This window comes from Bacillus sp. Je.9.29.b, from assembly GCF_051129925.1.
Taxonomy (GTDB): domain Bacteria; phylum Bacillota; class Bacilli; order Bacillales; family Bacillaceae; genus Bacillus; species Bacillus safensis.
Genome location: NZ_JBCPSO010000001.1, coordinates 14,361 through 27,957, shown reverse-complemented (window position 1 = coordinate 27,957; position 13,597 = coordinate 14,361). Strand labels below are relative to the sequence as shown.

Sequence of the window (13,597 nt, the reverse complement as noted above, 5' to 3'; positions counted from 1 at the left end):
ATGAGCAAAGAGCAGAAAAAGAAGAAAAGACGATCGGCATCTTTTTTGAAAAACTTATATTTAACAAGATTAAATATTAATAAATGAAAATTGAAATGTCAAAGAGAAAGTTTTACTTTTTTTTTGGCGATCCTTTCCTTCTCCACACAAAAAACCTTTCAGCCCTTATGCTGAAAGGTTTTTTCAAATGTGCTCGTTATGAATGAACTTCTTCCTGCTGAAAAAATTTTTTTAGTGCGAGAAAAACGTCTGATTTTTGCTTCAAAATATAATGCTTAAATTTCTCATCCTGAATGTGCTTATATGCTGACATTAACGTAGAATGCCGGTTGTATTGATTGACCTCACCGTAACAGAATAAATTGGCTTTTTTCATGATTTCAGAAACAAGTTTCACACACCGGGCGTTGTCTGAGGTCAAATTGTCACCATCAGAAAAGTGAAAAGGATAAATATTATATCTCGACGGCGGGTATCGTTCATCTATGAGCTCTAGTGCCTTTCGATAGACAGACGAGCAAATGGTCCCCCCGCTCTCACCCCGTGAGAAGAAATGTTCTTCGTCTACCACCTTCGCCTCTGTATGGTGGGCAATAAATTCAATATCGACCGTCTCATACTTTGTCCGTAAGAAACGTGTCATCCAAAAGAAAAAACTTCTCGCCATATATTTTTCCCAAAGCCCCATACTTCCGCTCGTATCCATCATCGCCAAAACGACGGCTTTCGACTCTGGTTTGGTCACTTCATTCCACGTTTTATACTTGATATCCTCTGGGTAGATTGGATAAAAGGAAGGACTGCCTGTCATCGCATTTCGTTTAAATGCCGACAGCATCGTTCGTTTTTTGTGGATATTTCCTGTTAACCCGGTTTTGCGAATATCGTTAAACTCAATTTGTTCAACAATGATGTCGTCAAGCTCCTTTTGCTTGAGGTTTGGCAGCTCTAGTTCACGAAACAGTGCTTTCTCGAGATCCATTAATGAGACTTCTGCTTCGTAATAATCCTCACCAGCTTGATCTCCAGCACCCTGCCCCTTTCCTTGACCCTGCTTGCTGTCTGAGCCGTCACGCGCAACAACATCGCCAACCTCGCTGTCTCCATCGCCTTGACCCACATGTTTATTTTTGTCGTAGTTATACCGAATTTTATATTCATCTAATGAACGGATCGGAATTTTCACAACATCTTTTCCATTCGACATGATGATGCTTTCTTCTGTGACAAGATCCGGCAAATTGTTTTTAATCGCCTCTTTGACTTTTTTCTGATGACGCTGCTGGTCGTCATAGCCTTTTCGATGGAGGGACCAGTCTTCCTGAGACACAATAAACTGACTTTTTTCTTGCCGGGACATCCATCCCCCTCCTCACCTATTTGCACAATTCTTCTAACCATCGATTCCTTTATCCTATGCTGCTCGTCATCCAAGTTGACGATCATTTCTAAAAAAGACATTACCGGTGCTGATGCGCCAATAATGCCTCCTTCATATATTAACGATTCAGAAGACTGCCTACATATTTTAAAAGTTCATTTGCACTTGTTGAATTATAGCCATGCTCATCAATTAATCTAGCCACTACTTCATTGACCTTCTTCAGCTGCTGTTCATCCGGTGTCTTCGTCGATGTCGTGATTTTCACCACATCTTTTAGATCAGCAAACAGCTTCTTCTGAATGGCCTCCCGCAATCTCTCATGCGAATTATAATCAAAGCGTTTTCCCTTTCTCGCATAAGCCGAAATACGAATTAGAATTTCTTCTCTAAATGCCTTTTTGGCGTTTTCAGAAATACCGATCTGCTCTTCAATTGAACGCATGAGCTTTTCATCAGGATTCATTTCTTCACCCGTTAACGGATCACGCAGCTTGTTTTTATTGCAGTATGCCTCGACATTATCTAAGTAATTATCCATCAGCGTTTTCGCAGACTCCTCATAGGAATACACAAATGCCTTTTGCACTTCCTTCTTCGCAATATCATCATACTCTTTTCGCGCGACTGAAATGAAATTCAAATAACGCTCCCGGTCCTCGCTGGAGATAGACGGATGCTGATCGAGCCCTTCTTTTAAGGAGCGAAGGACATCCAGTGCATTGATCGATTCCATATTCTTTCGAATGATGGTAGATGAAATTCGGTTAATCACATACCGCGGATCAATTCCGCTCATCCCTTCGTCATGAAATTCCTTTTTCATCTCATCAATGTCGACTGATTGGAAGCCTTCGACACTTTCTCCGTCATACAAACGCATTTTTTTCACCAAATCAATATCAGAACGCTTCGGCTCTTTCAATCTCGTCAAAATGGAGAACATTGCTGCTACCTTCAGCGTATGCGGGGCAATATGCACATCTGAGACATCACTCTCTGAAATCATTTTATGATAAATGCGTTCTTCTTCTGTGACCTTTAAGTTATAAGGAATTGGCATCACAATAATTCTTGAATGGAGCGCCTCGTTCTTTTTATTTGAAATAAACGACCGGTACTCGGTTTCATTCGTATGGGCGACGATCAATTCATCTGCACTAATTAAGGCGAATCTTCCTGCCTTAAAATTTCCTTCCTGCGTTAATGACAGGAGGTGCCAGAGAAATTTCTCATCACACTTTAACATCTCCTGAAACTCCATCATCCCTCGGTTTGCTTTATTGAGTTCTCCATCAAAGCGGTAGGCGCGGGGATCTGACTCTGATCCAAATTCAGCAATGGTTGAAAAATCGATGCTTCCTGTTAAATCGGCAATGTCCTGAGATTTCGGATCAGACGGACTAAAAGTACCAATACCGGTCCGTTTATCTTCAGAGAAAAAGATCCGCTCGACCCTTACATCTTCAATTCTGCCGCCATATTCCTCTTCCAGTCTCATCATGTTCAGAGGCGACAAATTCCCCTGCACACGAATCCCATATTCTCTATAGAAATCCTCCCGCAGATTTTGCGGAATGAGATGAAGCGGATCTTCATGCATAGGGCAGCCTTTGATCGCATAAACTGCGCCATGATCTGTCAGTGAATATTCTTCAAGTCCTCTTTTCAATCTAGTGACAAGCGTCGATTTCCCCCCGCTTACTGGTCCCATCAGTAATAAAATACGCTTCCTGACATCTAGCCGCTTGGCAGCAGGGTGAAAATATTCCTCCACTAATCTTTCGAGTGATTCCTCTAACCCAAACAGCTCCTGATCAAAAAATTTGTAGGTTCTGACCCCATTCTCCTCTTCAATCCCGCTGTCTTTAATCATATGATAAACGCGAGAATGAGCAGATTGAGCGACAAGTGGATTTTCCTTAATAATGTCTAAATAATCGCTGAATGTGCCTTCCCATTTGAGACGCTGCTCTTCTTCTCTGTGCTGTTCGATTTTCTTTAAAATATCCATATGAACCTCCTCTTTCAAGATTGAAGCTAGAAATCAGATACTGTTTTACAATCTATGCGGAGGCGTCCTATTACATGCTTTTGTTCTTCAAAATGACGAATTGGCAAACTGAATTGACAACCATCCGCAAGACCCTTCATAATAAAGGAAAAATAGGAGAAAAATGATTTTCTTCTCCTGCTTTTCAAGGTGAACTTCACATCATATGAAACAGGCAGCGAACGGAACAAAGGGATAAGGGGGAGCTTATATGAGAACGGTCATTATGATGGGCGTCATCATTACGTTTTTAGTATCCATTTTCACTGCTGGCTACGAAGGCAAGCCTGGTAAATGAAAAAAAAGGATGTTCCATTTGCGGAACATCCTTTTCATTTTCAACATGTCAAAAAAAGTGATTTCACATAAAAAAGCCGAGTTCAGTATCTCGGCTTTTATCATGATCTTATATGAGATCGCGATATTGCTGCTGGCGAAGTGCCTCATATACAAGAATGGCTGCCGTATTCGACAGATTCAGAGAACGAACACGCTCTGTCATCGGTAATCGAAGACAACGGTCCATATTTTGTTCAATCAAATCTTTTGGCAATCCACTTGTCTCTCTTCCAAACACAAAGAAATAGTCTTCATCCAGCTGAGAGTAATCAAATGTTGTATGCGGCTTTTGGCCAAATTTAGTGATATAGAAAAATTGCCCCTTCGGATGTGCCTCAAACAATTCATCAAGTGAATCATGATAGACCACATTGGCATATTTCCAATAATCGAGTCCTGCACGCTTCAGCATTTTGTCATCTGTCGAAAAACCAAGCGGACGAATCAGATGAAGGGTTGTATTTGTTGCTGCACATGTACGCGCAATATTTCCAGTATTAGCTGGAATCTCTGGTTGATATAAAACGACATGAAGTCCCAAAAAAGTTCACCTCTAATTTTCTTTTCCGCTCAACATTATACCACTAACTATCCTTCGCGGCATCGTCCAGAATGTGAAAAAACATATATCGAATAGAAGGTGTATAGGCAGTCGAATCCTCGTATGACCAATAACGCATGCGGGAGTCATACGTCTGTGCATTCACAAGAGGCATTCCTCCTTTGTCATGATCAACGACAATGGTTGTATGATTATACCTTCCATCACCTTCAAAATCGTAGCAAATGACATCACCAATTTGAAGCTCGTGCGCTTCTTTGAGTTTCTTTGCTCTCAAACCCGCTTTTGAATTCGCTAAATAATTTTTCATCGAATGAGCCACCGTCCAGCTATAGCTCCACGTATGCGGACGCACCCACCAGCCAGACCCGCGGTTCGGATACCCTCTCGTTGGCGCATTCCCTGCTTTCAAACATTGTGAAATAAAATTTGTACAGTTATCTTCAAAGTTTTTATAGGCTGGATTCCGTTTATTCCAATATGTCTCCGCATACTTCACGGCCGCCCGCCGGTCATAATGAAAGGCTCTCCCAAATTGTTCTTCGGTCTGAAAGCGCTCATCCAAATACTCTTCCATTTGCCGCTCTTCTAACATCATCCGATCTTTGACAAGCATGTTGTTATAAAGAAATGCTTCTCTTTTTTCCACCTGTTCCTCTAAATAAAAAGAATCGTCTACATCCTTGCATACATATGTGAGATGAGCAAGGTACTGCACATGCTGAGCCCCATCATCTTGAAGGGCTGAATCGAGAAGTTTTGTTTTTGCTTTCGCCTTCACAATCTCAACCTGTCTTCTAGCAAAAAGCTCTTTTTTCCGCTCTACTGCTTCCACATCAGACATAAGCTGCGGCTGTTTGATTGCACGGTCATTGATTAAATACGCCAGCCTGTCTTCTAAAGTTTTCTCTAATAATTGTTTCACACAGACACCACCAAACATTTTTTAAAATCTTTGTTTGGTTCATTCTATGTTCACAGGGATGTTATTTAGTATTTAAAGGTGTCTGTAAAAGCTCAATCCCTTTCACAATCTCCTCTTTCGCTTCTTCATCACTTTCCCGCTCAAGGGCCTTTTCCAGCTCTGGGAGCTGCTGATCATCACCAATTTTGCCAATTGCCCATGCAGCCGTTCCTCGAATGACCGGTCTTGGGTCCTTGTGCATCAACTCAATTAATACTGGTAAGGCAGATGTATCTTTAAAATGAGCGAGTGCCAAAATTGCATTCCGCTGAATGGGCTTTTTCCCCCGCCATGAACCTGAAACATGACCGTATTTTTCCTTAAACTCACGATTGCTGATCGTCAGAAGCGGCTTTAACAGCGGCTTCGCAATTTCAGGGTCTGGCTCCATTTCAGGATGCAGATGAAAGTCTTTTCCTTTATTGATCGGGCAGACAGTTTGACATGTATCACACCCGTACAATCGATTCCCTATTTTCGAACGAAACTCATCAGGTAAAAAGCCTTTTGTCTGCGTTAAAAATGAAATACACCGCTGAGAATTCAGCTGTCCTGGATTCACCAGCGCACCCGTTGGACACGAATCCACACATTTATTACAAGTTCCGCACTGGTCTTCAATTTTCTCATCCGGTTCAAATGGGACATTTGTGATCATTTCAGCCAAATACACATAAGATCCAAACTCTGGCGTGATAATCATACAGTTTTTTGCACTAAAACCAATGCCAGCACGTTCCGCTACAGCACGATCAGACAATTCTCCTGTATCCACCATTGATTTTGTCCGTATATCGACATGTTTGCTTCGCAAAAATTCCTCGAGCATATCGAGCTTTTTTTTCAGCACGACATGATAATCCGTTCCCCATGAAGCCCTGCAAAAAATCCCCCGTCTCGCATCCTTTGTACTTCGAGGAGCATCTTTCATTTTGGAAGGATACGCGAGCGCTATCGCAACAATTGATTTGGCCTTCGGAAGCAGCAAAGAAGGGTTTGTCCGTTTTTCAATGTCAGGCTCTTCAAAGCCTGACAAATACCCTAACGATTCATGTAAGATGAGACGGTCCTTTAATGAATCAAATGTATCGGCACTTGCAAATCGAATTTTATCGACACCAATTTCTTTCGCATATTGAATCAATTCTTCTTTTAATTCTCCAACATGAATCACCTTGCAAACCTCCTTTCTTTGTTTCTTCTGTTGTTTTCAGTATAATACGAGTGTATCATGACCGATTGGAGTGAGTCACTGTGAAGATACATATGGAAATTTCTCATCCTCAAAACCCGTCTATCCATGTTGGACAGATTGAATATTCTCATATTGAAGTGGGTACATCACCTCAAATGTTAAAAGGCCGATTACGCCTGTTTCAAGAATCTTTATTTTTTGAATACGAAGATAAAGTCTTAGAAGAAGTATCAGCCATCAAAGAATGGACGGATCTTTTAAAAGACGTTCCTTTCCTTCCACTTCTTTCTGACATCCAAAAGGAACAATTCATTGACTCGACCAATTCCGTACAGGATTTGTCGATATTTTTCTCACTAAAATATTTCTTACCTATCCTGACTTTAGATGCCGATCGCATCAAAGGACCACTTTCACTGGCAAAACAAGAGGCTGGTCACATCGAATGGCAGGACAGCGCAGGACTGAATGGATTATTTTCTGAAGCAAGTAAAGCACAAATTTCTCACGACACAAAGAACATTCTTCAAATCATCCTTTTCCCGCCATCTATTTCCCGGGAAAAGAGTGAAGCTCTTATTCAATCCTTGACGAAGATGTTTGTACAAATACATGGCGGAGAAAGCAAATATGAACTCATTGAAAAAGCACTGTAGCCTGACAGTGCTTTTTCACATTATACTGACATAATAAAAAACGCAACACTTCGTTTATCTAAGAAACGAAATACTGCGTTATAAACAAAATTATGTATTGGAGCGGGTGATGAGAATCGAACTCACGACATCAGCTTGGAAGGCTGAGGTTTTACCACTAAACTACACCCGCATCAATCTTTTAAAAGCAACGTCATCGCGTTGACTTTTATTATGTTACAACTTTCTTAACAATTCGTCAAGAGAATATGAAGATTTTTCGTCAAAAAACTTCATATTCTCCGTATATATTACGATAGTTATTTATCTAAATGCAAATACACCAAATGGGCATGCTTCACTTTCTTTAAATTCTTTTTAGGGTTCTTTTCAAATTCTATTAAACCAGGAACTGATGATTTAGCTCCAGTTGTGATGGTTATTGATATTAATTTTTTCTCTCCAGGAGTCATGTGAAAAGGTTCTGCTTGCTTTATCATTAGGTTTCCTCCCACGTCCTGTTTAAAATCCATGTTAGTCGAGAGTTTCCTTAGTTCATTATTCTCTTTTTCTATCCAAAAGCCATACGCTGCTTTTAACAAATCATCTTTTTCCTCATCTAGCTGGTAGATAAAATTCACACTCTTATCGACACCATTTTGATGAAGTTTAATGGTGAGATCTTTTGTGTCTTCTTTCAGTAATTGCCCATCCTTGTAATGCACACCGATTAAGGAAACGCTTTTATTACTTGCATTAAGCCCCTGCACTGTCATCATTAATTCGGGTTTATCTGCTGTTATTACATCCAAAAGATTTTTTTCACTCTTTGTTAGTTTCATTGGTTCAACGGTTACTTTATCGTGAGTTGATGTTTCCTTATTTTTCTCTGTTGCTGGTTTTTCTGATACCGTCTTCTCTGTCGTCGTGGTTTCTTCGGCCTTCTCGCCGCATCCTGCTAATAGAAAAACTGTGAATAAAAGAATGCTCCATTTTTTAAACATTGTGATCCCCTTTGATGTTTTTTATTTCTTATTATACTAAAATTTGGTCGGAATACAAAAAAAGGTTAGGAGAATTCTCCTAACCTTTTGCTTTTTTCTGTTTCATGGCTGATAGGAATGCCACCATGAGAAAACTCACAGCAAAAATCACCATCATATAAATAAAAAAGTTTGGCTTGATCTGAAAAGTAAATGCGGATGAGCCTTCCATCTCAAAAGCGAGACTGTTAAATAATAAAGCATCATTCGTTTTTGATTGAAATAAATGATAGAATAGTACGCCGATTGTCAGCATCGGAAAGCCTAAGAACCCTAGAAAACTACCAACTATCGCGCCTTGTTTCATCGCCTGTACGTTCATGATCGTTGTCCTCCCATTCCCCCAAGCAATAGCTGCTTCATAATGGACTTACCATCCCCCATAAACGGAAGAAGATAGAGTAATTGAATAAAATACGTGATTGAAAAAATGAAAAAAGCTGTCGAAACCGGGTTTTCTTTTAGAAATAAAATGGTCACAATGATGCCTGCTGCGCCAATCACACCGGGAACAAGCGGTCCAAGCAGCGTAATCCATACCTGCTTTTTCTGAAATGGATCTAATACGGGTCTTACAAACTTCACTGACATCATGTCACTCGCAAAAAAGCCTTGAGGACCATCTCGTCCTGCAAATTTTCGATGCGCATAGCCATGTGCCGCTTCATGTAAAGCGGTTCCGGTAATTAACCCGAAATAAATAATCGTAAAATAAATCGCAATGGCTGCAATCGACGGATCAGGAATGAATAAAAAAGCGATCCCTGCCATGACCATGAAAAGCATCCAGAAAAAGATGATTTTACGTGTCACCATGAGCAAAGCCGTCCCAAAAATGTGAAGGAACGAGTGACCAGTACAATCAAATCGTTCCTTCATTTTGACTTGATACTGCTTGAAAAATTGGCAGCAGGCTGTCACAATCCGATATGGTGAATGATAATGAATTGATAGCAAGTGATGCTGATTCAATCCCGTCATCAGCTGATAAAAATCACGAGCAATCACCGACTCATCGACCTGAAACAAATCGGCGAGCTCTGCGGTAATACTCGCTTCTGTTCTTTTACCGTCCACTTTCGTTAACATATGATAGGCACTTTCATTGATCGGGAGTGTGCTTCCATACTGCGTATCCGTGAGATGCCTTTTTTGTAAGGTCACATACGGCGCTAGTGCCGGTACCCGCTCAATCTTTAGCTTATTGTTAAGAAGTTGAATCATGTGAATACCTCCATGAAAAACCTTTGTATATGGCAAAGATGAGCAGACCCTCAAATGCAGCCACAAGCAGCCATTGAAGCGTTTGACTCGACGCCCCTATGACATAGTTTCCAATAAAAACAATCGGAATCATGAGTAAAATAAGCGCTCCAAATGAAAAAATGCCTGTATAGGGATTGTTTCGATCAAGAGGAAGTAAAATACCTACCACATAAAAGAGCGCAGTCGCATTGCATAACACAGCGGCACCAATCAATGTGTGCCAAATCTGATCAGGAAGCGTCAGCGTTGTCAGCATGAATAAAACAATTTGCAGTACACCAACGAGCAGAAGGCCGATAAACTTATACAAAGCCACTTCCCACGATCTCAGACCAAATGTTTTATACATGCCCAGCATTCGTTTATCATTGCCAAACGAATTGAAGGCTGTTAATCCAGCAAGAGCGCATAGTACAAAAAATGCTTCTTCTTCAAAGCGGAATCCAAATTGATAACGAACGAATAAGATCACAATAAGGAGAATAAGAAAATTTAAAATATTTTCTTCATTTCGCACCTGTGATTTCATTTCCTTCACAATAAGTGACCACTTTTTTGAAGAAGAGAATGGCAGCTTGTGTAAAAAGGTTAACGCTTTTTTCTCTGCCATAATCGGCATCATCGCAAGAGAAAGAAATGCGCCGCCTGCCGATAAGAGGATGATCAGAATCAAGATGGCATAATTTACTCCTTCAGGAGGCATTCCTTGTGCCGCTAGGAAAAACGGAGCTGTCAAATACATCAAATGATAATCAAACTGAATATATGATTGCTGAATTTGGCTAATATCAAAGTGCGTCAATCCATACGTGACAACCAGTGCCAATAAAACAAATATCGCTGCAAATTTTTGCAACGGTAATCTTAATTTCAAAACGAGTAAATAAGTGATATTGTAAATAAACTGCAGCAGCATTAAGACAAAAAGCGACTGCAAAAGCACCATCAAAAAGAAAGTAAAGATAAAGAAAATACCAATTCCCTGGGCAATAAAATTAGGTAAAAGCAGGATGCCGATAAAAAATAAAACAAGCCCTGCCACCACTGTCACCATCGGAATGAAGTATCCAAAACTTTTCTGAAAGGTAGAGAGCGGGAACCAGCTGAGCTGCATAGAAAACCGGTCTTGTTCAGGTGTTCTGACCTTGATCAAAACGAATAACAAGCTTGTAAAAATAGAGGCATTGATCGCCATTGACACGACAAGTAATCCAAGTGAACGTTCATCTCCATTTAAGAAAGCCTTCATAAAGACACCTGTAAAGCTGTATCCGATAATGGCTCCCATTGTGATGGCAAACAAAAAGAATAAGACCACAATGATCCGCTTCGTTTGAGTATCAAAGAGCTTATACATCTCCTGCTGCCACATTTTAAGCATCATTTTAGAAATGATTAATGATTTCATCAAAATGTGCACCCCTATCACTTAACATTGAAGCTTTCAGAAACACCTGTTCCAATGTGCTTGATTGATACTTCTCCTTTAAGGCTGAGACCGTCCCTTCATCCATTTTATTTCCTTTAGAAATAATGGCGATTTTGTGGCACAGCTCTTCCGCTGAAAGCATATCATGCGTTGAAAGCAAGATCGCACCATGGTGCTTGGCATACCGCTTCATCAGTTTCTTTGTGTTTATAACCGCTTCAATATCAAGTCCTCTAAAGGGCTCATCCATGATCACCAATTGACTATCAAGCATAAATGCAGCAATCAGCTGTGTCTTTTTTTTCATCCCATGTGAATAGGTTTCGATCGGTCTTGATAAAGCCGAGTCCATATCAAACAGTTCAATTAGTTGATTTCTTCTGTGAATTGTTTTACATTCATACATAGAAGAAACAAAATCTAAATATTCAGCACCAGTCAATGCTTCAGGGAGCAGCAGGTCATCTGGAACATAGGCTACTTGTTTTTTAAAGGATGGTTCATCGTTTGGGACGTCCTGCAAGTGAATCCTTCCTTCTGTATGCTTAATAATGCCGAGTATACAGTTAATCATCGTTGTTTTACCCGAACCATTCGGTCCAGCAACAGCAACGATTTGATGAGGGTCGATCTTTAAATGAAAATCATTGACAGCAGTCACGTTATTTTTATACGTCTTGGTTAAATTCTCGATCGTAAACATATAACCTCCAAGTGTCTGCATATTCTTTAAAAACAGATCAGGCTAAACCGCCCGCCACAGACGGTTTAGCCCTGGTGTCTTATCTAAGAAGTAAAAAGATGAATCCTAAGTATAGCTACTTACATTCAATTTTGACTTTTAAGCCACTTTCCCACTGAACGGCTCCTGTAAAGCTACCCTTGCCGTTTGCGATACACCAAACTGCTGCTCCTAGAACGACTGTTGCTCCCAATCCAAGAAGGACAGCAACAAATACTAAGAACCAAGCTTGGTCCATAATAGCAGGTTCCATAGTGGAATAGTCAACTTGCGGCGCTGCATAAGTCATACTTTTCACCTCCCAGCTTATGATGATCGTATCATAGGCGTCACACTCCAAACATCTACAGAACATCCCATTTTTGACCGAACATACATTTGATTAAAATGTGACTTTTTATTCAATTATTCACTTTCATCCGTTTAAACCCTCTCTTATTTACTAGATTTTGACACCCCATAAGAACCACAAAACCCATTTAATGTCATTTGCACCATCTTTTTTCTTCTTTTTTTCAAATAGTCCATATTTATCATCTATCATATTTATTCTTTCTTTTTTGTGAGATAGAAAGAATTCCCCCGATATATCAGATAAAAAAGTCCTGATTTTATGTCGCAATAATGCCAATTATGAAATATTTACTGATCATTCTGATAAAAGAGTGGGCATATTTCCCTTCTTTTCTTGACTCTATAAATGTGTATATACAAGAAAAGCGATTGGGAAAAAAGCCCTTACTTTGTTCAGCAGTACACAACATAAGGCTCCCGCTATTCTATAAAAAAAGCAAAGCAGCCACCGCAGACTGCTTTGCTTTTTCATATTTATGAGGAACTAGCAGCAGAGGCAGCATCTGGGAAATGATTGTTCCCAATGATTTCACCAGCTGGCACAGAGAGTCCTGTAGCCCCTGATCTCTTGAATGGAAGGAGCGGGAAAACAAGCTCTGCTAAATAATAAGCTTCTTCTAGGTGCGGGTATCCAGAAAATATAAATGTATCAATGCCTAGAGACTGGTATTCTATGATACGATCTGCTACTGTTTGCGGATCTCCGACGAGTGCTGTTCCTGCACCGCCGCGTACTAAACCAATGCCTGCCCAAAGATTTGGGCTGATTTCAAGTTTGTCTTTCCTCCCTTGGTGCAATTCCACCATTCGTCTTTGACCTACTGAGTCCATCCCCTGTAACACTTTTTGCGCCTCATCAATTGTTTTTTGATCTAAATGACGAATCAGATGTTCCGCTGCCTGCCATGCCTCCTCTTCGGTATCTCTCACAATCACATGAAGACGAATGCCAAACTTCACCGTTCTTCCTTCCTTTTCAGCCTGCTTCTTCACTTGTGTAATTTTCTCTTTTACTTGTGCAGGCGGTTCGCCCCAAGTTAAATAGACATCTGTATGCTTGGCGGCTGCTTGAATTCCTGCTGATGATGATCCGCCAAAAAAGACTGGTGGATGGGGTGTTTGAGCTGGTGGGAATAACAGACGGCCATTCTCCGCTTGTAGATGTTTGCCATGAAATTGTACATTTTCTCCTTTCAATAACCGCTTCCAAATTGTCAAAAACTCTTCTGTTGCCTCATAGCGTTCATCATGAGAAATGAACAGCCCATCCCCTTCAAGCTCCTCTTTACTTCCCCCTGCTACCACATTAATCAGCAGTCTCCCGCCTGAAAGACGATCTAACGTAGAAGTCATTCTAGCAGCAACAGACGGCTGCATCAGCCCTGGTCTAAGAGCCACGAGGAACTTTAAATGAGTGGTTTCCGCAGCTAAAGCAGCTGCCGTCAGCCATGGATCTTCACATGATCTCCCAGTAGGCAGCAAGACCCCTGTATAACCAAGCTGATCAGCTGCTTGAGCAATCTGTTTAAAATATGGATAGTCTGCCTGTCTTGCCCCTTTTGCTGATCCTAAATAACGGCCGTCTCCATGCGTTGGAATAAACCATAAAATATTCATGACATCGCCCCCTGTTA

Annotated in this window: 13 protein-coding genes and 1 tRNA gene; 1 reads left to right on the top strand and 13 read right to left on the bottom strand. The window is 40.6% G+C overall.

Annotation, left to right across the window (positions count from 1 at the left end; all coding sequences use genetic code 11):
* Positions 1-196 precede the first annotated feature (196 nt).
* The 5 genes from yhbH to queG all read right to left on the bottom strand — a co-directional run bounded on the left by yhbH (position 197) and on the right by queG (position 6,470).
* Positions 197-1,360 (bottom strand): sporulation protein YhbH, encoded by a 1,164-nt coding sequence (gene yhbH, locus AAZR19_RS00195; protein WP_076839162.1) that lies wholly within the window; start codon positions 1,358-1,360, stop codon positions 197-199.
* Positions 1,361-1,499: 139 nt separating this feature from the next.
* Positions 1,500-3,395, bottom strand: a complete 1,896-nt coding sequence (locus tag AAZR19_RS00190; RefSeq protein ID WP_024425326.1) for a PrkA family serine protein kinase — start codon at positions 3,393-3,395, stop codon at positions 1,500-1,502.
* A gap of 445 nt (positions 3,396-3,840) precedes the next feature.
* Entirely contained in the window at positions 3,841-4,314 is a 474-nt protein-coding gene (trmL, locus tag AAZR19_RS00185; protein WP_434702063.1) for a tRNA (uridine(34)/cytosine(34)/5-carboxymethylaminomethyluridine(34)-2'-O)-methyltransferase TrmL, read from the bottom strand.
* A 43-nt stretch (positions 4,315-4,357) separates the two neighbouring features.
* Positions 4,358-5,260 carry an amidase domain-containing protein gene (locus AAZR19_RS00180; RefSeq protein ID WP_076839163.1) on the bottom strand — a complete coding sequence of 301 codons (903 nt, stop codon included), beginning with the start codon at positions 5,258-5,260 and terminating at the stop codon, positions 4,358-4,360.
* Positions 5,261-5,321: 61 nt separating this feature from the next.
* Complete coding sequence (queG, locus tag AAZR19_RS00175) at positions 5,322-6,470, bottom strand: tRNA epoxyqueuosine(34) reductase QueG (RefSeq protein ID WP_024427417.1); 1,149 nt, start codon at positions 6,468-6,470, stop codon at positions 5,322-5,324.
* An 83-nt stretch (positions 6,471-6,553) separates the two neighbouring features.
* Between queG and AAZR19_RS00170 the strand changes: the two genes are divergently transcribed.
* A complete protein-coding gene (locus tag AAZR19_RS00170; RefSeq protein WP_249895831.1) occupies positions 6,554-7,150 on the top strand; it encodes a hypothetical protein in 597 nt (198 codons plus the stop codon).
* 98 nt (positions 7,151-7,248) lie between these two features.
* Here AAZR19_RS00170 and AAZR19_RS00165 read toward each other — a convergent pair.
* From AAZR19_RS00165 to ssuD, 8 genes are all read right to left on the bottom strand, one after another.
* Positions 7,249-7,322, bottom strand: a tRNA-Gly gene (locus AAZR19_RS00165).
* Between the two features lie 127 nt (positions 7,323-7,449).
* Positions 7,450-8,133 carry a hypothetical protein gene (locus AAZR19_RS00160; RefSeq protein ID WP_076839165.1) on the bottom strand — a complete coding sequence of 228 codons (684 nt, stop codon included), beginning with the start codon at positions 8,131-8,133 and terminating at the stop codon, positions 7,450-7,452.
* Between the two features lie 79 nt (positions 8,134-8,212).
* A complete protein-coding gene (locus tag AAZR19_RS00155) occupies positions 8,213-8,494 on the bottom strand; it encodes a hypothetical protein (RefSeq protein ID WP_076839166.1) in 282 nt (93 codons plus the stop codon).
* Complete coding sequence (locus AAZR19_RS00150) at positions 8,491-9,396, bottom strand: PqqD family protein (protein WP_044333672.1); 906 nt, start codon at positions 9,394-9,396, stop codon at positions 8,491-8,493. The genes AAZR19_RS00155 and AAZR19_RS00150 overlap by 4 nt, the downstream gene beginning before the upstream one ends.
* Complete coding sequence (locus AAZR19_RS00145; RefSeq protein ID WP_076839168.1) at positions 9,380-10,846, bottom strand: hypothetical protein; 1,467 nt, start codon at positions 10,844-10,846, stop codon at positions 9,380-9,382. The genes AAZR19_RS00150 and AAZR19_RS00145 overlap by 17 nt, the downstream gene beginning before the upstream one ends.
* Positions 10,824-11,570, bottom strand: coding sequence for an ABC transporter ATP-binding protein (locus tag AAZR19_RS00140; RefSeq protein ID WP_076839170.1), 747 nt, complete (start codon positions 11,568-11,570; stop codon positions 10,824-10,826). The genes AAZR19_RS00145 and AAZR19_RS00140 overlap by 23 nt, the downstream gene beginning before the upstream one ends.
* A 115-nt stretch (positions 11,571-11,685) precedes the next feature.
* Positions 11,686-11,898, bottom strand: coding sequence for a hypothetical protein (locus tag AAZR19_RS00135; RefSeq protein WP_024425336.1), 213 nt, complete (start codon positions 11,896-11,898; stop codon positions 11,686-11,688).
* 539 nt (positions 11,899-12,437) lie between these two features.
* A complete protein-coding gene (gene ssuD, locus AAZR19_RS00130; protein ID WP_076839172.1) occupies positions 12,438-13,580 on the bottom strand; it encodes an FMNH2-dependent alkanesulfonate monooxygenase in 1,143 nt (380 codons plus the stop codon).
* Positions 13,581-13,597 lie beyond the last annotated feature (17 nt).